Origin of the sequence: Caldivirga sp. MU80 (genome assembly GCF_001663375.1) — an archaeon.
In the GTDB taxonomy this organism is placed as follows: Archaea; Thermoproteota; Thermoprotei; order Thermoproteales; family Thermocladiaceae; genus Caldivirga.
Window position 1 is genome coordinate 21,796 of sequence record NZ_LCTF01000013.1, and the last position, 21,909, is coordinate 43,704.

The window sequence follows — 21,909 nt, forward strand, 5'->3', positions numbered from 1 at the left end:
ACTGGGTGGCTAATGCAAACTGCTAAAGATAAATTAGGCGTTAGTTCATGGTTATTCTCCATTAGTTAAAAGTAATTGGTTATAAATTTCTTAAATAGGCTATTTTCAATACGTTGATAGGCGAAATACATAAATACCCCATCCCATTAAGGTGACTATGAGTAACGCTGGTGAGGATCGAACAAAGAAGTGGTATGAGGTTTCGATTAAGGTCGCTAGGAATTACGGCGGTAAGGTCTCAATGATGCCTAAGGTACCCATTAAGGGCTTAAGGGACTTCTCAATATACTACACGCCCGGCGTGGCCGGGGTTTCACTTGAAATATCCAAGAACCCTGACTTATCCTTCGAATTAACATGGCGTTGGAACGCCATAGCCGTGCTGACGGATGGAACAAGGGTCCTGGGTTTAGGTAACGTTGGGCCTGAGGCTGCCTTACCAGTAATGGAGGGTAAGGCACTCATATTCAAGTACCTCGGCGGTGTCGATGCCATTCCACTACCCATTAGGGTTAAGTCAAAGGAGGAGTTCGTGGCGGTGGCGAAGGCTATTGAACCATCCTTCGGCGGCATAAACCTAGAGGACATTGAGTCACCGAAGTGCTTCTACCTGCTTGAGACATTGAGAAGGGAGCTTAACATACCTGTGTGGCATGATGACCAGCAGGGGACGGCAGGTGCAATCCTAGCTGGACTCTACAATGCGCTTAAGGTGGTTGATAAGAAGCTAACCGGCGTTAGAATAGTCCTATTCGGGGCTGGGGCATCAAACATAGCGGCGGCCGAGGTACTCCACACGGCGGGTGTACCCTACGAGAACATGACCCTCATAGACAGCAAGGGGCCACTGCACGCTGATAGGGAGGACATGGATAAGCTAATGCTGAACAACCCGTGGAAGTACAACCTAGCCCTTAAGACGAATAAGGAGAGGCACAAGACCATTGAGGAGGCCATGAATGGGGCTGACGTCTTAATCTCGGCATCAACACCAGGCCCAGGCATCATTAAGAAGGATTGGGTTAGGCTAATGAATAAGGACTCAATAGTCTTCGCCCTAGCTAACCCAGTCCCGGAGATATGGCCATGGGAGGCTAAGGAGGCTGGGGCTAGGGTTGTGGCTACGGGTAGGAGTGACTTCCCCAATCAAATAAACAACAGCCTAATATTCCCATCAGTCTTCAGAGGGGCCCTTGACGTTAGGGCTAGGGCAATAAGCAACGAGGTCATTGTAGCCGTGGCTAGGGAAATAGCCAAATACGCCGAGGAGAGGGGAATAAGCGAGGACTACATAATACCCACGATGGAGGAGTGGGAGGTCTACCCAAGGGCAGCTGCGGCTGCAGCTGTGGAGATTGTTAATGAGGGTTTGGCTAGGGTTAGCACCACTTATAGGGAGGAGCTTGAGAGGGCTAGGGAGATAATAGCTAAGGCTAGGGCATCAATGGAGAAGCTAATGAGGGAGGGACTTATAAGGGAGATCCCGGCTGAACTGGTTAGGTGAGTCCCATGGTTAAGGTTAGGAGAGCTGGGGAAAAGGACTTGGACAATGTTGTTGAACTCGTGGTTAGGTTGAAGAGACTTAACAGTGAGTTTGACCCACTACTCAAGGTCAGGGACGACGTCTACGTGCAGGTTAGGAATTGGCTGAGCGGCTTCATGAACAATAAGAATAAGCTACTGCTGGTGGCCGAGTCCGACGATGGGAGAGTGATTGGGGTTCTCGTATCTGAGGTTAGGGAGAGGTTATTCTATGAACCACCCATGGAGGGTGTAATAATGGATTTCTACGTAATGCCCGAGTTCAGGAGGAGGGGCATAGGCAAGATGATGATGGATGAGGCTATTAAGATGCTTAGGGAAATGGGGGCACACGTAATATCCGCAGAATTCCCAGCCCAAAACCAGATATCAGTGGCCTTCTATAGGAAGTACGGCTTCAGGCCGATGATGAACACCTACGTTAAGGAGACTTAAGACACCAGGAGCACCTTAACAGCTATAACCTCCTTATCAAATAGGAATAGTTGCTGACCCTCCGCACTCAGAACCTTTAACCCATTCATAAACTGCCCAAGGGGAGTGTTTTTAACCTTGCCCAAGCAATCCTGGATATACGAAGAAACCTCCTTCAGCTTACCGGCATCATCAACCTCAACGTAGGCAAACCACGTGAACTGCTGCCCATTATCAATAATAATCACCCTATTGGCAGCATCCCTCAATAGGCAGTTCAAAACACCCCTGAAGTAAACCCTCGTTAACTCAACCTGCTGGCCAATACACCTATCCACCTGGCACTCAACCATGTTAACACCATCTCAGCCTAAACTTATAAATCTATAATGATTAGCTTAAATCTGTTAATCGAGAAAAACGTAAAGAATATTGAAAGCCGTTAGCATGAAACCCCTCGTTATGAGAATCTGCTTAAAACCCTCATCAACCCTTTGTTAGTTAGGAAAACCAGGTTACCCTTCAACGATACGTACCCCTGATTAGCCAGTGTAACTACGACCCTATTCACGGCGTCGACCTCACTGTTAATCATCTTGGCCAGTGATTCGACGCTTATGGCCTTTCCCTCGTTAACAGCGGACTGCATAAATAATGTAACTAGGATCCTCTCCTCTGGTCCAACTAACCCCATACCAGACTCTCACAAATCCCCTTTATAACTTTATGTTCAATTTTAGAGCCAATCCTTGTTACTAGGACTTCCTATACAACAGCAACGGCAACGCCGGCGCAATACCACTATGTAACAACAGCCCAACAGTAAGCGAGGATGCCGGTTACGGTTATCTTGCCTTCGTATACACAATATATGGCATTAGTTCACTCGTAACACCACTGGCTATTCCGCAATTCACATCACCAGGCGCATTCCACGAAAACTACATAGTGGCAATATATGGGCCGTACTCGTCGACGTGGGGTGTCTACACGGCATTCGTAGGCGCATACACAATAAGTGACCCACCAGGATACCACTGGCCAATGGGGTAATCATAAACTACACAGCACCATACAAATCACTAACACAAACACAATGCAACAAATGACCAGTTAAAAACCACCTCCAAACCAAAAATGGGGCCGGCTTTCCCCAACCCTTATTAACCCTATCTTAGATAACTAGCCGACAAATAGGCGGTTACGGTACATCATGAAGCCTACGGCAAGGCTAACTAGCGCTTAACTAAGGATGGGAAACATTATTGGAGACAGCCCTTGCTTAATTCAGGGTGGTTAATAGTTATTAACCTGGCTGTGTATTGGACGCTTTGGCAATTCGCCTTGCTGAAGGACTCACCCTTAACCCATGCTGCCAGTTCGCTGGGTAGTTTAATTGACGCTAGCCTTTTCATAACGAGGGCGTTACCGTGAACCTTAACCATGTAGTTGAGTAGCCTGTGCACCGCTGATTGGTAGAGCGTGTAGGCCCTATATGGGCTGTAATATGGGTTAAAGTAATTGTGGACGTCCTGCGGTGCACCGTGCTTCGTGGACATGTAGTAGAAGTGGTCGCTAACCATTAGAAGCCTAACGTACCTCAACAGGTATTCGTCACCCAACTCCCTGGCTAGCCTATAGAGCATGTGCAGTTGATTGAAGGATACCCACTGCATTTCATTGCCAATCCAGGCTGATGCATCCTTCTCAACGTCAGCCCATGATATGAGCTCATTAATGTTGAGCTCATATGAGCTCGGTACGTGGCTCTCAACCTCGCTTGGGGTTATGAAGCTGATGTTGGACTCATGCGCATGCCTAAACATCCACCTGAGGAATTCGAAGATACCGGACTCCTCAGGCATGTGCTCGCCGAAGGTCTCCATATCAAGGCCAATCATGACGAGGTCACCGCTGGTTGCGTTTAACCAGGCTACGTACTTATCCGCGGTTAAGGGGTACTGGTCCCACGACCTATTAGTGAACCTAAACCCAACGTCATCGGATAACCTATAATGCCTAAGCAGCAGCATAATGCCACCCGGGCCCCTGTACAGGTACGTTGGCTGCCTAAAGCCCAGAACCCTCTCAACACCCTCCGTTAAAACCACCCTGAAACCCATCTCAGAGAACACCCTACCCACGTCATCGCTATACATGAACTCCGTGTTTTGAGCAGTAATGGGTCTCCTACCAGTTAACTCCTCCACTAGCCTAACCTGCATTGTAACCTGCTCCCTGAACTCACCCTCGTCTATTAGATAGGCCAGTGAGTGGTAGTAGGTTTCAGCAACAGGCTCAACCACGCCATCCTTAATCAACTCCACAAGCTTACCCAGCACCCACGGCTCCCACTTCCTCAACTGCTCAACTAAGGTACCGGTTATGCTAACGCTGAACCTATAGCCGTAATCCTTATTCGCTTGCCTAAGCAGGTCAAGCACCTTACCGTACGACTTAACGGCAATTCGGCTAAGTATAATTCTATTCAACTCATCGTCAAACATCATCTCAAGGGGCTCCATCGGTGATTGGTAGTGGAGGAGCCTGTTAAGCCTCCTAGGCTGGTGCATCTCCATGAAGAAGACGATATTCTTAACCACGCTAAGTATACCTAACCCGTGGTTTAGTGTTTTACGTATAACCCTTCCCCATCCCTGGAAGAGGTAGGCTTGCCCTCGTTATCACTAACTAGGCTTTTGCTTACCCTCGGCGCTAACCGGCATTATCGTCACTATGCCAGGCTTAACAGAGTCCAGTAGGTCAATGTTGGAAACCACCATGCCGAGTGGGTTTATCCTACTGCCTATTTGAACGTCCTCAGTAGCCAGTATCAACTGCTTTGTGTTCGGCCTATAGCACAACTCACCCCTCCTAACCTTAACCTCAAAGGTCTCCGGCAGTGAACCCAGGTCCAGGGGTATTGTTATCAGTGAACCTATTCTAGTGAAGGGTGTTGAAACGGGAAGCATGCTTAGTAGCCTAGTTGCCGTTATGGGTGACTTAGCCACATCCAGCCTAACCACCACCTCACCGCTTTGAAACCTAAGCACCAAAGCCTTGACAGACTGCACGTTCACTACTTGAGATTCAGACCGCTGTTTAAAAATGCTAGCCACTGAGGATTAGGTGGCATTTGCAACATTGGTCATTCCGTCCGTCTATCATCACAGGTCAGGACCAACGCGCCTAATCACTAAGCTTTAGGGTTAGTAACCGTGTTTTAAGTTTACTGGGTTAAGGCTTAAAAACAGGTAGGTAATGACTCAACTGGGGACTCCTCCTGGAGACCTGGGGAACCAGGCCTATGAAGGGTTAAAGGGGCCCCTTTGCTCCCCTCACGCGCATGGAATTCAAGCCACCAAGCTTACGACCACGGGTGCTGGGTGATGGTGAAAGTTTTAAACTCCATTCAGCGAAGGCATCAGCGCATCCACGGCCAATCGCTATCCCTGCTCTTAATGCCGCTGGGCCCTCTGTTCAACCAACTGCTAATGAAGCCCAGGGAAGCGAAATTAATAGTTTTCCATCCATTCAAGGTTACGTTAAAGTAGGGTACATGCGCCGTGAGCTGGTGGTTTACGTGTAGCCGCTGGAAACATTAATAAGGGCGGCTGTTTAGCGTGGTTACCACTGGGTGGTGTTAATGGGTGCATTAACCATAACGGCCAAGTACCTGATAGAACTAAACTTCGAGGTACAGGGCACCGTGGATAAGCCAGACATAATAGGTGCCCTATTCAGTCAAACAGAGGGCCTACTGGGCCCTGACTTGGACCTTAGGGAACTTCAAAACACAAGTAGGATAGGTAGGATTGAGGTTGAGGTTGAGCATAAGGGTGATAAGACCGTTGGCAAGGTTTACGTACCCTCAAACCTAAACCACTACGAAACAGCCCTAATAGCTGCGATGCTTGAAACCGTGGATAGGGTGGGGCCTTACAACGCCAAGTTCCAAGTCGACACGATTAAGGATTTGAGGAGTGAGAAGCGTAAGTTGATAATTGATAGGGCTAAGGAGCTTATTAAACATGTTGAGAGGGAGACCATACCGGACACTAAGGAGCTTATGGATAAGTTGCTTAGTGAAGTTAAGCAGAGTGAAATAGTCTCATACGGCCCGGAGGGTCTACCGGCTGGGCCGGATGTTGAGGCATCGGACACGGTCATTATTGTTGAGGGTAGGGCTGACGTGATAAACCTAGTTAAGCATGGTTACAGGAATGTTATAGCCATAGAGGGGGCCAGTGGTGGTATACCCAAGACCGTTGTTGAGTTAAGCCGTAAGAAGACAACCATAGCCTTCACGGATGGGGATAGGGGTGGTGAAATGGTGCTTAGGGAGTTACTTAAGGTAGCTGACATAGATTACGTGGCCAGGGCACCACCGGGTAAGGAGGTTGAGCAGTTGACTGCTAAGGAGATTGCAAAGGCCCTTAGGAACAAGATACCTGTGGAGGAGTACCTAAACCAGTTGGGTAAGAGGGATAGGCAGGTGATTGAGGAGAGTAGGAGGCAGATGGAGCAGGCGCAGGCCCAGGCAACTGGCGCTGCTCAACAACCTGAGCAGGTACAGGTCACCCAGACACAGCAGGTTCAAGTAACGCAACAGGCTCAGTCCATTGAGGTTCCGGCGCAGCAAACTCAGCAGCAAGCAACCCAGCTGCCTCAGCAGGCCCAGGTGATCCAGCAACCACCTCAATTACCATCAAACGTGATTGATGAGGTGAATAAACTAGTTGGAACACTGGAGGCTATTATCTACGATAAGAACTGGAACGCATTGAAGAGGGTACCTGTTAGGGACCTATTGGATGCACTTCAACAGATCAGTGACGCATATGCAATAGTTTTTGATGGTGTTGGGACCCAGAGGCTCGTTGATGCGGCGGTCAGTAAGGGTGTTAAGGTGCTTGTAATGACCAGGATAGGCAATATAGCCAAGGTTCCATCAGATATGACCATTGCCACCTTTAATGATGTAGTTAAGAAGTAGTAAAATCCCATTGTATCGCTTGGTTTAAATTTAGTTAAATTACGATGTAATCTCAAAATGCGGTGGTGGGCGTGGTCTCATGTCTCCTTAACAGGTCTTGTATTTTAAATTAGATAGAAAACCTTTGGTGACGATTCTAAAGCATTAATGACCCTGTTGGATTTTTAATCATTTCAAGTACTTTAACCTTAAGATCCTTGACTATGCTTAACGTACTGTTTATCATAGAGTCAACCTCCTCAGGTGTAAAGTAGCCACCACCCTTCTGAAGGGCTACTATGTTTTCCCCATCTGAGGCGACGGTGAACCTACCGTCACTCATGACCTCCTCCTCCAGGGTTGGGTCAACTATTAGGTACTTGTCTATCTTGTAGTAGGTCACCGTCAGCGGCATATTCTGGGGGTTAACGTTGAGCTGAATCTTCGTTGACTTATCCAGTTTAACCGTATCACCGTCAATTATAGCCCTCGGCACCTGGGCGTTGGCTATTGCCGAGACCGCTGCCAGCATGGAGGAGTCTATTAGGTTGCCGTCGTGGTTTAGGACGTATATGTCTATCCACATTGTGTAGACCGACTTACCAGGTATTATCACCAGGTCCCTCAGTGGTATGTAGTTGCTGTGCCTAAGAGCCCTATCAATAACCCTGGCAATCTCAATGGCATTCTCATCAGGTGGGCCGGGTTCAAATGTTGGGGCAGCCAGTGGTGGGGTCTCTAGGTTAACGATTAGGTTGCCTTCATTAGGGGTATCCTCAAAGGGTTTACCTAACTCAAACTTAATCCCAGCTATGACCTTTGTGTTGCCTAGGTTAACTATGGCGCTGCCGTCAGCGGTCTTAACTACGCCAACCTTTATCGATAGGTCCCTCATGCTGAGCAACTGCCTATTATCAGGCCTCTTACCCTCACTTATCAGCCTCCTTAACGTCTCCCTCCTAAGTGATGGTATTATTTCGAATGGGTAGCTCATTGCTGAACCACCGTCATGTACCTGCCCTTTAAAGTCTCCCTCATGCTCCTGTAGATGTTCTCAGCCGCCTTAAAGGCCAGTTCAAGGCCCCTCTTAACCTCACTGGGCTTCCAAACACCGTCAAGCTGCATCAGCAGTATCCAACCCTTCCTGTAGGCTATGGCTATGGGTAGGTCGCCGTCTCCGTAGTTATCCTCAAGCTTATTTAAATCCACTATGACTGTGTCACCCACCTTACCCACAGACACCCCAATCACCAAGTCCCTCAGCGGTATCCCAGCATCCGCCAGCGCCAACGACGCGGCCGTTATGGACGTCACCCTGGTGCTTCCATCAGCCTGAAGGACCTCAAGGAAGACGTCTATGGTTGACTTGGGGTACTGCTCTAGGAAGACGACGGTCTCAAGGGCCTCCTTAACCACCTTACTGATCTCAATCTCCCTCCTAGTTGGGGCCGGGTTCTTCCTATCATCAGTGCTGAACGGGGCCATGTGGTACCTAACCCTAATCACCGCCTTGTCAGGGGCCGTTATGTAACGTGGTATAGGCTCCCTAGGCCCATAAACGGCGGCTAAGACGACTGTGTTGCCGTAGGCCACTAGGGCACTCCCATTGGCGTTGGGTAGTACGCCAACCTGCATGGTAACTGGCCTATGCTCCTCAGGTAACCTACCATCGACCCTCTTACCATTACTTAGCAGCGGTACTGGTGGTTGCTTTGCCATACTCGCAACCGTCCTTTGCTTAGCATTTAAACATTTTCAGGATTTAGGTTAAGGCTATTTTCCCACTAATGTCTACTAGTAACCACTGCACCTGTAGATACGCCGACTCATTGGTTAAACCCTGGGATTTAGACTGGATGTGGAGGTAAACACTGCTAGTGTTATGATCATACATGGGTATTACAGGTTAATGATTGGGTGAAACTTAAAACTTAACCAAGGGTAATTAACATTGATGGATTTCTTTAAGCCATTGTCGCTCAGCGACGGCGCTGCATTGGTTAAGCTGGCTAGGTACGCCATCGAGAGTAGGCTTGGTTTAGAGACCCAGCAGCCTAACATCCCTGAGAGACTCAGGGCGATGAGCCTAGGCGTCTGGGTTTCCATTGAGAAGATTAGGATAAGCAATGGCATTAGGGTTAGGGAGCTTAGGGGGAATATTGGATCACCCTACCCAATGAGGAACCTGTACGATGACGTGGTGACCATAGCTAGGCATGCAGCCTTCAACTCACCTAAGTACAGCCCCCTATCACCCAGCGAGGTTAAGAGAATAGTAATCGAGGTAACCGTTAACAACCAACCCAGACAGGTCAACATCAGCAACCTGGGCAGTATACTAATACCCGGCTACCACGGCTTAATAGTAAAGAGACCTAACGGCAGTGTCGAGGCCTACCTACCCCACAGGGTGGTTGAACTAGCTGAAAGGCTCATTAATGAGGAGAAGAGGCCGCTGACAATGGACTCATTAGCCACGGCTATATGCAGTAAGGGTTGCGTGGAGGTTAGGGTATTTGAGACACAGATATTCTACGAACTAGAGCCATTAGGGGAGGTCATAGAGAGGGCACTGTACATGAATAAGCACTTTAGGAACATAAACTCACTCAGGGGTGTACTGACCCCCTCCCCGCCTTAAAGGGTGGGGGTGTTCTGGGGTCTTGGGTGTTACCTCCCTTTTTGTGGGGGCTACTTTGTTGTGGTCTACGATGAATGACAGGGGCTTCTTAATAACTGGGGGTATCTTTCCAATGGCTCTTCTCATTATGTTTAATGCCCCGTTTAAGTCACTGTGTAGCTTATGCCCAAATGGGCAACTGACTACTCCCCTTGGATGCCTCTTAACTTCCACACCGTGGTAGGCGCAGTATTTTGAGGTGTTGTACTCAACAACCTCAAATACCCTAATCCCATACTCTTGGGCTTTTAACTCAATGGCCTCCATCAACTTGCTGTAACTCCACATGTTCGTGTTGAATTTATTACCCTTCTGTTGAGCGATGTTGAATGGGTAACCCAGATATATTGTTGAGACTCCTAGCTCGTGGAGTGTTTTGACTAGGTGGCTTGCAAGGTTCCTGTATAGGTGGAGTAGCCTCCTCCTTAATTTTCCACTCAGCCTCCTTACTTCTCTGTTCAACTCATCGATTGCGTCACTCAGCAATTTACCCTTGAGTGTGTCCCTCAGGGATTGAATCCTCGAAATCAACCTCTGCATGTAGAAGTAATCCTCCTTAACCCTCACACCCTTGTAGAGTAGCCAAGTACCGTCATCAACAACCACGCTAGCCAAATTATTAATACCCAGGTCAATGGATGCAACCTTATTACCTTTAGGCGATTCAACTTGAATCACCTTCCTTTCACCCTTCACAATGTGCTTGCTTTTCCTTCCAGTCTTCGTCTCCTCAACACCAACCTCCACCGGTATGCATGCATACCAGGCATTCCTTGTTTCATCATAAATTATTTCTAATCTGCCCTGCTTACCGTACCATCTGAGCCTCCCAGTGAACTTAATAGCCATCTTAAAGTCCTTTAGGATGAGGACATGCCTCTGCTCATCCACAACATACCTATCCTGCCTAACCACAAGTATCAGCCTCCTCTGCTTAGTCACACTATCCTTCCAGTAGCCAGGTGGCGAGACGTGTTTCATGAAAGGTGGTAGTTTGTTCTCCTTCTTCAGCTTGAGGAGTGAGAAGAATGCGTTCCATGCTTCATTACTCTTCTGCATAACCGCTTGGGCATTAACACCAAGTATGCCCTTGTATTTCTCATAGTACTTGCTCCATGTACCCCTGAAGTCTATACCTTCACCGCGGAAGAATTGTTGTCTCCTCTCATAGTTCAGCTCGTTCCAAAGTCTCGCACAGGCATCAGCTAGCTTCCTAAGCTTCCTCTCTTGTGCACCATTTGGAAGGAGACGGACTACGTTAGTCCTCCTATTCGTGGGCTTGACCTCGTAGACGCCCTCCCCTGGCATTGCGGGAGAAGTCAGCCCCCGCTCCCCATGTTTATTAAGTTCACCAGGGGAGGGCACCCACGAGACACCAAATTAAGCACAAAACCAAGGTTAAAAACCTAACCCACGTAGTGGGACAACCCCACCCTAAAGGGTGAGACTTGCCATTCATTGATCACCCCGTAGCCGGCCATACACCTCGCCGTGATGACTATCCATAGAGGTGGCTGAATCCTGAGGGGGATGTTAAGGGAGGCATGTTAATCTCAGTCGGTTAAGGGCATTAGCTCATGTGGGCGAAAGATTTATAAAAATCCAAGGGATTGTGGAGGTGAATGATAGATATAGCGAGAGAACTGCAAGTTGTAGCCAATACAGGTAGATTAACCATGGGCACCAGGCAATCAATAAAGGCGATACTAAATGGGGATGCTAAACTGGTAATAATAGCCGCCAATGCGCCACCAAGCATTAGGCAGGATGTTGAGAGGTACGCCAAGCTGGCTCAAGTGCCAGTGGTGACGTATGCGGGGACTAGTTGGGAGTTGGGTGGTGCCTTAAGGAGGAGCCATAAGGTGGCTGTGGTTACTGTGATTGACCCAGGGGAGAGCAACATACTGTCAATTGCCGGTGGTCCAAATGTCCAGAAGTAGGGGTCGAATAATACTCACAGACGAGGAGTTAAGGTACGCGGCACTCTTTGAGAGCGTAACGGGCATAACACCCAGGGATGCCATATACGACCCCGAGTTCAACAGGGTCATATTCATAGTTGACAAGAACTTCGCGCCGCTCGCGGTTGGGAAGGGCGGCATCAACGTTAAGAAGCTGAGGAACCTACTGGGTAAGGATGTCGAGATAGTGGAATACGGAGACGACCCGGAGGAGCTGCTTAGGAATGCACTCTACCCGGCTAAGGTACTTAACGTCTCAATAAACAAACTACCCAATAACGGTAAGGTGGCCGTGGTCAGGGTTGAGGAGGGGGAGAAGGGCATAGCCCTAGGTAAATACCACAAGAACCTGAAGAGAGCCATACTACTGGCCAAGAGGTACTTCGACATAGACAACGTTAAGATACCATAACGCTTATTAAGGCTAACCCAAGGGCCCCATTGTGAGTGGTAAAAAGAGCCCACTAGGGCTATATGCAGCCAGGAAGCTAGAGAGGAAGAGACAGCGCTTTAGGTGGAGTGACATACACTATAAGAGGAGGGCTCTAAAGTTCTCGGAGAAGTACGACCCACTGGAGGGTGCCCCGATGGCAAGGGGCATAGTTCTTGAGAAGGTTGGCGTTGAGGCTAGGAAGCCAAACGCCGCAGTCAGGAAGTGCGTAACCCCGGACACGCTGATTAACCTAACGCCCAGGGTTGCAACCAGGATCATAAACCTGAGTGGCCATTGGCGTGACGTAACCATAATCCACCTTAATAGGGATGGTAAATCCATTGAGGAGACTGGGTTAGTGGATTTCTTCCATATAGAGCCTGAGGAATTTAAGGAGGATGGGGTCTACGAATTAAGGACCACTTATGGTAGGAGGCTGATCGCCAGTGGGGATCACCCAATATACACGGGTAGGGGTGTCATTCCGCTTAAGGATGTTAAGCCCGGCGACTACGTTATCGTATACCCCAGGGAGCCTATTGATGCAGCATCACTTAACGACAATAGGGTCATATTAACCGAGGAGGATGTTAAGAAAGCCGTACCCCCCAACTCCAATGTTGACGAGGTGGTAGACAGGCTTAGGGAACTTGAGCTAATGCCACTTAGATATAGTAATAAGAATATTCACAGAATCGCCAGGCTTGTTGGACGCCTACTTAGCAGTGGATCCTTAAGTTACAGTGAAAATGAGGGTAGGGTTATATTTGATGGTGAACTTGAGGACCTAGAGGAGGTGGCCCATGACCTGGTTGAGCTCGGCTTCAGGGTTTTAAAGGTCGGTGAATATGGGGAAGGTTCCATCACACTGGGCAATGGCTTAACCCAGGTAATTAGGGGTAAGTCCTACGTAATAATCGTAGATTCAACGGTATTATTCACACTCCTTAAGGCGTTAGGCGTACCCGTGGGTGATAAGGTTACTCAAGGCTTCAGGGTACCTGGCTGGGTAATGGAAGCACCCCTAGACGTTAAGGTGGAGTTCCTAGCCGCCTACCTAGGTGGGGCGTTAAGTAAGCCTGAGGTTAATGGTGATGGGGATGCGTTCGAACCACCAACGTTAATCATCCGTAAGGTTAAGCACCTAGCGAAGCAGGGCGAGGCATTCCTAAACGACATTAAGGCACTGCTCTCCGAATTCGGGGTGGAGGCATCGGTGTTTAGTTACCCTGACATAACAGAGGAGAGCGGTGTTAGCGTCATTAGGCTGGGAATATCCATACGTAATGATGCTGAGAACCTAATGAGATTATTCGGGAGAATAGGCTACGCATACAATAGGAGGGGTGATTACCTGGCTGTATTAGCCTATGAGTACCTACGTAGGGGTGTTAAGGGCGTACCCTTCAACAGGTGGGTTAACGAAGCCACGTTAGGGTTAGGTGATTCAGGGTTTGTCTGGGATGTAGTCTCCGAGGTGAGACCCGTGGAGTGGAATGATAAGCTGTGGGATGTTACAACAGAGAGCGAGCACCACAACTTCATAGCCAACGGCTTCGTCACGGGTAACTGCGTTAGGGTTCAGTTAACTAAGAATGGTAAGGTTGTCACCGCCTTCGTGCCTTGGGATGGTGGTTTGAACGTGATTAATGAGCATGATGAGGTGGTAATTGAGAGGATAGGTGGGTCAGAGGGTAGGGCATACGGTGACCTGCCTGGCGTTAGGTTTAAGGTTACTAAGGTTAACGGCGTCAGCCTTAAGGCTATATTGCTCGGTAAGAAGCAGAAGCCCGTTAGGTAAGCCATTTTAAACCAGTAATCCAAGCCTTCATGTTCTAAGCAGCTTAATGGCCATTGTTAATAAGTCAAGTAGGTTAAGCACCCTGCTACGCTTAACTAACCCAAGATCCTCAAGCACTGTTAATGCCGCATTACGCCCAGGGGCACCTGTAACCCCACCCCCTGGATGGGCATCCGACCCACATAGGTAAAGCCCCTTAATCGGCGTTGAGTACCTTGACATACCTGGCATTGGCCTATTCGTGAATATTTGATCAAGGGTCATGTCTACGTGGAATATGTTACCCCCAACTGTACCGTAATCAACCTCGTAATCCAGCGGTGTTAACACGTGGTCGAAGATAACCCTATCCCTAAAGCCGGGCATGTACTGCTCAACAGTCTCATAAACAACCTCCCTAAGCCTAGCCTTATCCTCAGGCCCCCACTTAAGTGTCCTAGGGGCGTATTGGATGAACATTGAGAATACGTGGTAGCCCGGCGCAGCTATTGACTGGTCGTAGACCGTGGGTATGTTTATCGATATCCACGGTTCCCTGCTGAAGGAACCCGAGAGGGCGTCACGGTAAGCCCTCTCAACGTAGTCAACACTCGGCATTATTAATGCGGAGGCCCTATGCCCAATCATGGGGTCCGCATCCTTGACGCTATACTTAGGTAGCTCCTTAAGAACACCGATCACCTTAGCCGAAACCCCAATCGACCTAATGTTACTTATCCTCCTCCTAACATCCCCACTCAGTATGTCTGGGTCTAGGAGGTTAAGCATGGTGGTTTTAACATCTGCGCTTGATAAAACGACCCTAGCCTCAACAACCCTACCATCCGTTAACTCAACCCCCGTAACTGAACCATCTTTAACCAGTATCCTTCTAACACCAACGTTAAGCAGTACATCAACCCCAAGGCCCCTCGCCCTCTCAGCTAAAAGCTCACTCAACCTACCTAAGCCACCCTCAACGTAACCCCAGGCTCCCTTAACACCGTTAACCTCACCCATGACGTGGTGGGCCAGCACGTAGGCTGTACCCGGTGTGTATGGGCCGGCGAAGGTGCCCACAACCCCATCCTCAACTAAGGCAGCCTTAAGTTCCTCCGACTCGAAGTAATCGTTAAGCATCCTAGCGGCGCTTGTGGTTAAGGCATACGCAAACTCCTCAATGAAGGCCTCAGCCCTACCCCTCAAGACCCCCATTAAGGGGGCTAGCCTCCTAACCTCGTCAATAAGCTCCTCTAGGCTTGGGGGCGGTAGGTAAAGGAGCGGGTCTATGAGCGATGCGAAGGCACCCCAGAAGGAAACCCACCTTGGGTAGTTTAGGGAGTCTAACTTGGAGTAGCGTTCAACCTCCTTAACCGTCCTACCCTCATCAGGCCAAATCATTATGCTCCCACCGTTTGGGAAGGGTAGGAATAGGCCCGGCTCCTTCAGGTAGACCCTAAGGCCCAGTTTATCTAAACCAAGCTCCCTAATCAACCTACCCTTAAATAGGCTCAACACATAGGCGCCCGTGGGCATTTTAAAACCTGGCCTAAGCTCCTCACTGGCCGCCAAACCACCTACCACACCCCTCCTCTCAACCACAAGGACCCTAAGGCCACTTGAGGCTAGGTAATTAGCCGCCACCAACCCATTATGACCAGCACCAATAACCACAGCATCATACTTAACCATAACACCTAAACTAACTACACCTTTAAAAGCATAGCAAAGCCTATCCAACTAATAACCTACTAACACGGGCATAAAGGCAACTGACCTCCTCCCCACCCTGAAGGACAAGACTTTCAGTTGTAACAACCCAACGCCGGTATTGTTAAGTGATCGAAATATGGTGTTAGGTAGAATAATCTGAAGAAAATACCACCTAACACCTTAGCTGATAGCCCCTTAAGACAATACATTGCACTAAGCAAATGAGCATGGGGTCTAAAGTGTTAGGTAGAATAACCTGAAGGTTATTCTACCTAACACCTATTAGTTTGTGTGGTGTTAGGTAGTAAAATCTACAGAAAGTATAGCCTAACACTCCTCATGGCTAGCATTATCATGTGTTGAGTGGGTTATTCATTAGTAATTAAGGTAGGTGATGCTCATATGTTTAATATAAAAATTATGCTGATGTTAGGTGGTGTTTTCTTCAGATTATGCTACCTAACACCATATAGGTTAGCCATGATGATAAGCTCAAGTGATTATTGAACGTGATGGTGTTAGGTATTGTTGTTTAATGTTCAGGTAAAGCTTTTAAATAGGATAATTATCCTAATTTTTGTGTCCTCGGTGATTGAGGAGTCCGGTTGGGGCTTGGTTCACACAATTGCCCTGGTTTCATTTAGTTTAAGCACCATGATTGAGGCCTACATATACTCAATATCATACATAGCAACCGGCTGGGTCTCGGTGCCAAGGTACCTGACAGCCCTATTAACCATATGGCCACCCCTATGGCTACTCATTGGCGGAGTCACCATGGGGCCTTTATCTGATTTAATAGGCAGGAGGAACACCTTGTATCTAACGTTGCTGATGTACATTGTGGGAGCCATTGGCCTAACAATAGGTGGCGGGTACCTTACGCTACTACTGTTCCTGAGCCTACTACTAATGGCGACGGGTGGGGAGTATAACACGGTTATGGCGGCTACCCATGAGTACTTCCCAAGGAGGGTTAGGAGTAGGGTCGTTTTCCTTGTGCTCAACTTCACAAACCTGGGTGGCACACTGGCATCTGCATTAGCCTTCCTCAACCTATCATCAGTGTTGATGCAAAGGCTGGCCATAGGCCTAACCCTAGTGGTCACGGTACCCATACTCTACGTGATTAGGGGCATGCTGCCTGAGTCCGTGATGTGGCTTGAGGCGGTGGGTAAGGGTGATGTGGCCGCTGGAGAGGTTGAAAGATTCCTTAAGGTGAATGCAAATGGAAGCAGTGCCTCCATGTGGCCCATTACTACCGTTAATCAACCACCGATGTGGCTTAGGGTGCTTGTGGGTGGGTTAATTGGGTGGGCCTACACGGCTGGCTTTAGCCTACTGGCCCTAACCCTAGGCCCATACTTCCTACCCAGTTTAACCAACCAGTTAATCCTAGTCTTCTCAATAGCCTCATTCGCATCCGGCATCCCAATAAGCCTACTGGCGGATTCAGTGAGCAGGAGACTACTCCTATTGGCATCATCAGTTGGGGTGTCCTTAACGTCACTGGCCATCGCCATTACTGTTAACCACTGGTCAAGTAACCTAAACCTATTCTGGCCCCTATACATAACGTTCTCAGTACTGGTCAACGCCTACTTCCTAACCGAGGACACGCTTAAGTCGGAGTACTGGAGAGTTAGCAGGAGAGGCACATTCACAGCACTAGTGAGGGTAATCTCCCTAGGCGGCTCAATACCAGTCATATTCACCTCAGCCTACATACCCATAAACATGTATTTAATAATGGATACGGCAATATTCAGCGTCGGCACTGCGGCAAGCATCCTTTGGTACATAGCAGGCATCGAGACCGGGAGGGGGGTTAGTGTGAGGGTTTGGGGTAAGTGAAAATATGTTCGACCTACTTGTGGTGTCAGACTGCGTCCTTGACCTCTACTACAGGGTCAAGTACCTACCCATTAGGGTTAATGATGTTGCGTTAACCAGCGAACCAGTACCATCACCTGGTGGCGCATGCAATGTCGCAGTGGTGGCCAGTAAACTCGGCCTTAAGGTAGCTGTGGTGGATGCGCTTGGTGATGATTACGCAGCTGAATTACTCATGAAAATGCTTAATGAGGCTGGGGTTTACACAGGCCTCATAAGGAGGGTTAAGGGCGCCTACACCTCAATCTCAAACAACATAATTGATGATAAGGGGAGGCACGCCTTCATAGGCTTCATAGGGGCTGGTAAGCATTTAAAACCTACGGATGCGGATGAGGACATTGTTAAGGAGTCTAAGGCAATCTTCATAAGTGGCTTCAACATCCCCCACTCAGCCACGGTTAGGGAGACTGTCATGAAGATTATTGAAGCTGGGTTGAGGGACGGCAGTTCACTGTTCCTTGACCCAGGGCCGGCGGCTGGCGTTATTAGAAGCCACATACCTAACCTAACCAGAGTCTTCAAGGCTATTCTACTCAACGACTCTGAGGCCAAGGCCCTGTACAACTCAGGGTTCAGGGACTCCATTAGGCTTATGAGGGGGAGTGGGGGAACCTTCGTGGTTAAGCTAGGTGGTAAGGGGGCATTACTCATCAGTGGTGGTGAGGCAACTAGGTGCCCAGCCACCAAGCCCAGTAGAATCATTACCACTGTTGGGGCTGGTGATGCCTTTAACGCAGCATACATAATGGGTGTGTTAAGGGGGCTTAGTGACCTTAATTCATGCAGGTTCGCAAACAAGATAGCATCCATTAGGTTAGGTGTATTGAGCATTATGGACCTCCCCAACATGCCCAATGCGGTTGCCGAGTTCCTCAACACCCGCAGACTGCCGTAGGTTAGTCCGTGGAAAGCGTATCATCAATCATGGTGTAGAGCAGGTAGGCCACAATTGACAATGCGACTATGTAGTAGAGCGTTGGTGACAGGGACACGGTGGTCACCCCCATGAACGAGGTTGGGCCTATGCTTATGGTGAATAGGGAGAGTAGGGCCAAACCCTCGATTAACGACGCCACCAGCGCAAACACGGAGTGGTCAGTGCCCTTAACTATGGACCTAACCCCAGCGGCCACAACGGCTACCACCACCAATAGTAGGCCGGTTAATGAGACTGCGTAGCCCATTAGGCTGAAGAGTAGGTATAGGATCAGTAGTAGTACTATGTCCGCAATTACATTACTGACCACCGACTTAACCCTACTTGGCATAACCAACACCAAGGGTAACGTTGAATAGGCCGACGGCTAACGTAATGTTGCTTAGGAGCTGCGTTGAATTAACGACCAAGCAGCCGTACTGACCTGGATGAAGCATCACACCGCTTGAACCCGCGTAGATTCCAACGTTCATGGGGGCAACATTGCTTAGGCATATCCTGGTGGTGTATATGTTGCCCACCTGATTCACGGTTATTGATACACCCTTAATAATGGATGCCATTGAGAGCAGCATTGCGAAAACCTCAATAGCCAGGATGAGTATTAGAAATGCCTCAACGACCTTGCCCAACATAGGATTGAACACCCCTAGCCATTATCATGGAGCCAATCCACGCAATGATGACTATGAAGACTGACTTATAGGTCACGTAGCCTATTAACTCAAGTACACCATTAATGCTTGGACTTGAACCAAGGTACTTATCCAGGGGTGAGGCATTGACGTACTCCATGTATGCCAAAACCACAGCAATTATCATCAAGATTAGGCCAATGGCTATTAAGACTAACCCCAAACCCCTCCCCTTACGCTCCTGGGCATGTTGATACGGGTAATTGTAGGGTGGCTGCATTGCTCATTCAACACTGGGAATCTTAAAAGGGTAACGTAGATACTGGGTCTTGAATTCGTTAGGTTTATAAGCAACGCATTAATGAAGCTTCATGACGGCGTTCATTTTTATTACAGGCGGAGTAATGAGCAGTGTTGGTAAGGGCATTACCACGGCGTCCATAGCTAAGATCCTCCAGGTTAGGGGCCTCTCGGTAACCGCCATTAAAATAGACCCATACTTAAACGTGGACGCTGGTACAATGAACCCCTACCAACATGGTGAGGTTTACGTAACCGCCGATGGTGGCGAAACGGACCTTGACCTTGGGCACTATGAAAGGTTCCTCGACGTTGAACTATCCAAGAACCACAATATAACCTCCGGGCAGGTTTACCTAAGCGTCATTAACAATGAGCGGAAGGGGTCCTACCTGGGGCAGACCGTCCAGTTAATCCCACACGTAACCAATGAGATTAAGGCTAGGATTAGGTCAATAGCCAGTGAGGGCTGGGACGTGGTGGTGGTTGAGATAGGGGGCACTGTGGGTGATTACGAGAGCCTACCATTCCTAGAGGCCGCTAGGCAGATGAGGCTTGAGGAGAATGGTAGGGTTGCGTTTGTTCACGTGGCGCCGGTGCTGATACTTGACGTAACCGACGAGTTCAAGACAAAGCCACTCCAACACAGCGTCATGGAGCTTAGGAGGGTTGGGATACAACCCGACATAATAGTGGTTAGGTCAACCAAACCCATAAGCAGTGATGTTAAGGCTAAGGTATCCCTGTTCACCAACGTGCCCCAGCGACTCATATTCAACTCCTACAACGTAGACACCATATACAGGGTACCCCTGATACTTGATGAACAGGGGTTGGGTGATAGCCTCACCGAGCTGCTTAGGGCTAAGGTGAATGAGCCTAATTGGGGTGACTGGCCCAAGTTGGTTGATGCAATGATTAACGCCACGGAGGAGGTTAGGGTAACGTTATGCGGTAAGTACGTTAAGTTGAGGGACTCCTACATAAGCATCGTTGAGGCTATTAAGCATGCGGCGGCCTGGCTGGGGGTTAAGCCTAGGATAATTTGGTGTGACTCAGAGGAGGTGGAGAAGGACCCAGATGTACTCACTAAGATGGAGACCGACGCCTACATCATACTCCCAGGCTTCGGCGCCAGGGGGGTTGAGGGGAAGATTATGACCATTAGGCACGCCAGGGAGAACAACATACCCATGTTGGGCATTTGCTACGGCATGCAACTGTCGGTGGTGGAGTACGCAAGGGACGTGCTTGGTCTTAAGGATGCCCACACCACCGAGGTCAACCCCGACACAGCTAACCCAGTCATAGACATAACACCGGAGGAGAAGGGCATCGATAAAATGGGTGGGACCATGATACTCGGTAATAGGGATATTAACATTGTTGAGGGCAGCATCATGCATAGGGTTTACGGTTCCCTGAGGATTAAGGAGAGACATAGGCACAGGTATGAGGTTAACCCGAGGTACTTTAAGCAGCTTCAGGAGGCTGGGTTAGTGTTCTCGGCCATGAGGGCTGATGTACCTAGGGTTGAGGCCATTGAACTCCACAACCACTACTTCTTCATAGCAACCCAATTCCACCCAGAATTCAGGAGTAGGTTAACGAGACCCCACCCATTATTCCTAGCCCTACTTAAGGCTGCCTTATCCTGGAGGCGCGGTGAACCGTCACCCTACACCGGTGTTACTCCTCATTAACCACGGGATTCCTGAGTAGGCCAATGCCCTCAACCTCAGCCTCAACCACGTCACCGTGCTTAAGGAACTTACCCTTCGGGAAGCCGACACCGGCAGGGGTCCCCGTGGATATGTAGTCACCGGGCTTAAGGGTAATGCCCTGGGATGCCCAGTGTATTAGTTCAGGTATCTTGAATATTAAGTCCCTTGTGTTTCCATCCTGCTCCACAACACCATTAACCCTAAGGGTGAGCCTGAGGTTGTGTGGGTCAGGTACCTCATCCCTGGTGACCACGTATGGGCCGACGGGCATTGCCCCATCCATGGACTTACCGTGTATCCAATCCATGCCGAACTGGTCCATTGATGGGAACTGCCAATCCCTCATGGATATGTCGTTAGTCACCACGTAGCCGAAGACGTGGTTGAGGGCATCCTTAACATCAATGTACTTACCCCTCCTCCCAATAACCACACCAAGCTCAACCTCCCAATCAACCTTATTGGACGCCTTAGGCTTAACTATGGGTTGCCCATTACCAATCAACGCATTCCTGAACTTAGGGAAGAAGTAAGGCCTCTCAGGGGGCTTTGTACTACTCTCCTCACCATGAGCCCTATAATTAACCGCAACGCAAAGAATCTTCTCCGGGTCGGTTACAGGTGGAAGCCAGTTAATTGAAGCCGGGTTAATGAGCAAGTCCCCCCTACCAGACTTAATAGCCCTATCACCCAGCTCGCTAATGAGCCTAAGGGCCGGCTCACCACTCTCAATCAACCTCCTCATTGAGTAAAGGAAGTCCGGCGCCGACTCAGCCTCGTAAATTGCCAGGTAGGCCTTGGGTAAGTCCACTATGCCCCTGCCTGTGTATAGGCCAACCTTAACAACCCCATTAACCTCAAAGGTTAACAGCCTCATAACTGAGCCCAGTAGCCAGTTGTAAATAAGCATTAACCCAAT

At 49.0% G+C, this 21,909-nt stretch carries 22 protein-coding genes; 10 read left to right on the forward strand and 12 right to left on the reverse strand.

Annotated features, from left to right (window positions below):
- Window positions 1-157 precede the first annotated feature (157 nt).
- Window positions 158-1,504, forward strand: a complete 1,347-nt coding sequence (locus AAX04_RS05140) for an NADP-dependent malic enzyme (RefSeq protein WP_066795029.1) — start codon at window positions 158-160, stop codon at window positions 1,502-1,504.
- A 5-nt stretch (window positions 1,505-1,509) separates the two neighbouring features.
- Entirely contained in the window at window positions 1,510-1,977 is a 468-nt protein-coding gene (locus AAX04_RS05145; protein ID WP_084761209.1) for a GNAT family N-acetyltransferase, read from the forward strand.
- Here AAX04_RS05145 and AAX04_RS05150 read toward each other — a convergent pair.
- From AAX04_RS05150 to AAX04_RS05165, 4 genes are all read right to left on the reverse strand, one after another.
- Window positions 1,974-2,309: a hypothetical protein gene (locus AAX04_RS05150; RefSeq protein ID WP_066795033.1), complete on the reverse strand. Its 336-nt coding sequence runs from the start codon at window positions 2,307-2,309 to the stop codon at window positions 1,974-1,976. The two genes, AAX04_RS05145 and AAX04_RS05150, sit on opposite strands and share 4 nt — an antisense overlap.
- A gap of 107 nt (window positions 2,310-2,416) precedes the next feature.
- Window positions 2,417-2,650, reverse strand: a complete 234-nt coding sequence (locus tag AAX04_RS05155) for a hypothetical protein (protein ID WP_066795036.1) — start codon at window positions 2,648-2,650, stop codon at window positions 2,417-2,419.
- Window positions 2,651-3,218: 568 nt separating this feature from the next.
- Window positions 3,219-4,559, reverse strand: coding sequence for a glycoside hydrolase family 57 protein (locus AAX04_RS05160; protein ID WP_066795039.1), 1,341 nt, complete (start codon window positions 4,557-4,559; stop codon window positions 3,219-3,221).
- Window positions 4,560-4,643: 84 nt separating this feature from the next.
- Window positions 4,644-5,036, reverse strand: a complete 393-nt coding sequence (locus AAX04_RS05165) for a hypothetical protein (protein WP_066795042.1) — start codon at window positions 5,034-5,036, stop codon at window positions 4,644-4,646.
- Window positions 5,037-5,602: 566 nt separating this feature from the next.
- On the opposite strand from AAX04_RS05165, the gene dnaG reads away from it, so the two are divergent.
- Window positions 5,603-6,952 carry a DNA primase DnaG gene (gene dnaG / locus AAX04_RS05175; RefSeq protein ID WP_066795107.1) on the forward strand — a complete coding sequence of 450 codons (1,350 nt, stop codon included), beginning with the start codon at window positions 5,603-5,605 and terminating at the stop codon, window positions 6,950-6,952.
- A gap of 136 nt (window positions 6,953-7,088) precedes the next feature.
- On the opposite strand, the gene rrp42 is transcribed toward dnaG, so the two are convergent.
- Both rrp42 and rrp41 read right to left on the reverse strand, forming a co-directional pair.
- Window positions 7,089-7,925: an exosome complex protein Rrp42 gene (gene rrp42 / locus AAX04_RS05180; RefSeq protein WP_066795046.1), complete on the reverse strand. Its 837-nt coding sequence runs from the start codon at window positions 7,923-7,925 to the stop codon at window positions 7,089-7,091.
- Complete coding sequence (gene rrp41 / locus AAX04_RS05185) at window positions 7,922-8,650, reverse strand: exosome complex exonuclease Rrp41 (protein ID WP_066795049.1); 729 nt, start codon at window positions 8,648-8,650, stop codon at window positions 7,922-7,924. The genes rrp42 and rrp41 overlap by 4 nt, the downstream gene beginning before the upstream one ends.
- Before the next feature lie 235 nt (window positions 8,651-8,885).
- Between rrp41 and AAX04_RS05190 the strand changes: the two genes are divergently transcribed.
- On the forward strand, window positions 8,886-9,572 hold the full coding sequence (locus tag AAX04_RS05190; protein ID WP_066795052.1) for an AMMECR1 domain-containing protein: 687 nt from the start codon (window positions 8,886-8,888) through the stop codon (window positions 9,570-9,572).
- On the opposite strand, the gene AAX04_RS05195 is transcribed toward AAX04_RS05190, so the two are convergent.
- Window positions 9,537-10,919 (reverse strand): transposase, encoded by a 1,383-nt coding sequence (locus AAX04_RS05195; protein ID WP_238377809.1) that lies wholly within the window; start codon window positions 10,917-10,919, stop codon window positions 9,537-9,539. The genes AAX04_RS05190 and AAX04_RS05195 overlap by 36 nt on opposite strands.
- A 314-nt stretch (window positions 10,920-11,233) precedes the next feature.
- On the opposite strand from AAX04_RS05195, the gene AAX04_RS05200 reads away from it, so the two are divergent.
- From AAX04_RS05200 to AAX04_RS05210, 3 genes are read left to right on the forward strand one after another with little or no spacing between them, the layout of a single operon-like run.
- Window positions 11,234-11,551 (forward strand): 50S ribosomal protein L30e, encoded by a 318-nt coding sequence (locus AAX04_RS05200; protein ID WP_066795056.1) that lies wholly within the window; start codon window positions 11,234-11,236, stop codon window positions 11,549-11,551.
- Window positions 11,538-11,984, forward strand: a complete 447-nt coding sequence (locus tag AAX04_RS05205; protein ID WP_066795059.1) for a NusA-like transcription termination signal-binding factor — start codon at window positions 11,538-11,540, stop codon at window positions 11,982-11,984. The genes AAX04_RS05200 and AAX04_RS05205 overlap by 14 nt, the downstream gene beginning before the upstream one ends.
- 31 nt (window positions 11,985-12,015) lie before the next feature.
- Window positions 12,016-13,806, forward strand: a complete 1,791-nt coding sequence (locus AAX04_RS05210; protein ID WP_066795061.1) for an intein-containing 30S ribosomal protein S12 — start codon at window positions 12,016-12,018, stop codon at window positions 13,804-13,806.
- A 27-nt stretch (window positions 13,807-13,833) separates the two neighbouring features.
- Here the strand turns inward: AAX04_RS05210 and AAX04_RS05215 are convergent, their stop codons facing one another.
- Window positions 13,834-15,477: an NAD(P)/FAD-dependent oxidoreductase gene (locus tag AAX04_RS05215; protein WP_066795065.1), complete on the reverse strand. Its 1,644-nt coding sequence runs from the start codon at window positions 15,475-15,477 to the stop codon at window positions 13,834-13,836.
- A gap of 600 nt (window positions 15,478-16,077) precedes the next feature.
- On the opposite strand from AAX04_RS05215, the gene AAX04_RS05220 reads away from it, so the two are divergent.
- The gene (locus AAX04_RS05220; RefSeq protein ID WP_238377810.1) at window positions 16,078-17,352 is read left to right on the forward strand and encodes an MFS transporter; all 1,275 of its coding nucleotides are present in this window, start codon (window positions 16,078-16,080) and stop codon (window positions 17,350-17,352) included.
- A gap of 4 nt (window positions 17,353-17,356) precedes the next feature.
- On the forward strand, window positions 17,357-18,289 hold the full coding sequence (locus tag AAX04_RS05225) for a carbohydrate kinase family protein (RefSeq protein ID WP_066795069.1): 933 nt from the start codon (window positions 17,357-17,359) through the stop codon (window positions 18,287-18,289).
- A gap of 1 nt (window position 18,290) precedes the next feature.
- Here the strand turns inward: AAX04_RS05225 and AAX04_RS05230 are convergent, their stop codons facing one another.
- From AAX04_RS05230 to AAX04_RS05240, 3 genes are read right to left on the reverse strand one after another with little or no spacing between them, the layout of a single operon-like run.
- Window positions 18,291-18,662, reverse strand: coding sequence for a hypothetical protein (locus AAX04_RS05230; protein ID WP_066795072.1), 372 nt, complete (start codon window positions 18,660-18,662; stop codon window positions 18,291-18,293).
- Window positions 18,652-18,966 (reverse strand): hypothetical protein, encoded by a 315-nt coding sequence (locus AAX04_RS05235; RefSeq protein ID WP_066795075.1) that lies wholly within the window; start codon window positions 18,964-18,966, stop codon window positions 18,652-18,654. The genes AAX04_RS05230 and AAX04_RS05235 overlap by 11 nt, the downstream gene beginning before the upstream one ends.
- On the reverse strand, window positions 18,947-19,246 hold the full coding sequence (locus AAX04_RS05240; protein WP_066795078.1) for a hypothetical protein: 300 nt from the start codon (window positions 19,244-19,246) through the stop codon (window positions 18,947-18,949). Before AAX04_RS05240 ends, AAX04_RS05235 begins: the two co-directional genes overlap by 20 nt.
- Before the next feature lie 91 nt (window positions 19,247-19,337).
- On the opposite strand from AAX04_RS05240, the gene AAX04_RS05245 reads away from it, so the two are divergent.
- Window positions 19,338-20,969, forward strand: a complete 1,632-nt coding sequence (locus AAX04_RS05245; RefSeq protein ID WP_066795081.1) for a CTP synthase — start codon at window positions 19,338-19,340, stop codon at window positions 20,967-20,969.
- Here the strand turns inward: AAX04_RS05245 and AAX04_RS05250 are convergent.
- Window positions 20,956-21,867: a fumarylacetoacetate hydrolase family protein gene (locus tag AAX04_RS05250; protein ID WP_066795113.1), complete on the reverse strand. Its 912-nt coding sequence runs from the start codon at window positions 21,865-21,867 to the stop codon at window positions 20,956-20,958. The two genes, AAX04_RS05245 and AAX04_RS05250, sit on opposite strands and share 14 nt — an antisense overlap.
- Window positions 21,868-21,909 lie beyond the last annotated feature (42 nt).

Coding starts and splice junctions, on each gene's coding strand:
- rrp42 (WP_066795046.1), bottom strand. CDS start 7,925: ATGAGCTACCCATTCGAAATAATACCATCACTTAGGAGGGAGACGTTA.
- AAX04_RS05250 (WP_066795113.1), bottom strand. CDS start 21,867: ATGAGGCTGTTAACCTTTGAGGTTAATGGGGTTGTTAAGGTTGGCCTA.
- AAX04_RS05150 (WP_066795033.1), bottom strand. CDS start 2,309: ATGGTTGAGTGCCAGGTGGATAGGTGTATTGGCCAGCAGGTTGAGTTA.
- AAX04_RS05145 (WP_084761209.1), top strand. CDS start 1,510: ATGGTTAAGGTTAGGAGAGCTGGGGAAAAGGACTTGGACAATGTTGTT.
- dnaG (WP_066795107.1), top strand. CDS start 5,603: ATGGGTGCATTAACCATAACGGCCAAGTACCTGATAGAACTAAACTTC.
- AAX04_RS05235 (WP_066795075.1), bottom strand. CDS start 18,966: ATGTTGGGCAAGGTCGTTGAGGCATTTCTAATACTCATCCTGGCTATT.
- AAX04_RS05240 (WP_066795078.1), bottom strand. CDS start 19,246: ATGCAGCCACCCTACAATTACCCGTATCAACATGCCCAGGAGCGTAAG.
- AAX04_RS05245 (WP_066795081.1), top strand. CDS start 19,338: ATGACGGCGTTCATTTTTATTACAGGCGGAGTAATGAGCAGTGTTGGT.
- AAX04_RS05225 (WP_066795069.1), top strand. CDS start 17,357: ATGTTCGACCTACTTGTGGTGTCAGACTGCGTCCTTGACCTCTACTAC.
- AAX04_RS05200 (WP_066795056.1), top strand. CDS start 11,234: ATGATAGATATAGCGAGAGAACTGCAAGTTGTAGCCAATACAGGTAGA.
- AAX04_RS05230 (WP_066795072.1), bottom strand. CDS start 18,662: ATGCCAAGTAGGGTTAAGTCGGTGGTCAGTAATGTAATTGCGGACATA.
- rrp41 (WP_066795049.1), bottom strand. CDS start 8,650: ATGGCAAAGCAACCACCAGTACCGCTGCTAAGTAATGGTAAGAGGGTC.
- AAX04_RS05155 (WP_066795036.1), bottom strand. CDS start 2,650: ATGGGGTTAGTTGGACCAGAGGAGAGGATCCTAGTTACATTATTTATG.
- AAX04_RS05190 (WP_066795052.1), top strand. CDS start 8,886: ATGGATTTCTTTAAGCCATTGTCGCTCAGCGACGGCGCTGCATTGGTT.
- AAX04_RS05205 (WP_066795059.1), top strand. CDS start 11,538: ATGTCCAGAAGTAGGGGTCGAATAATACTCACAGACGAGGAGTTAAGG.
- AAX04_RS05215 (WP_066795065.1), bottom strand. CDS start 15,477: ATGGTTAAGTATGATGCTGTGGTTATTGGTGCTGGTCATAATGGGTTG.
- AAX04_RS05195 (WP_238377809.1), bottom strand. CDS start 10,919: ATGCCAGGGGAGGGCGTCTACGAGGTCAAGCCCACGAATAGGAGGACT.
- AAX04_RS05140 (WP_066795029.1), top strand. CDS start 158: ATGAGTAACGCTGGTGAGGATCGAACAAAGAAGTGGTATGAGGTTTCG.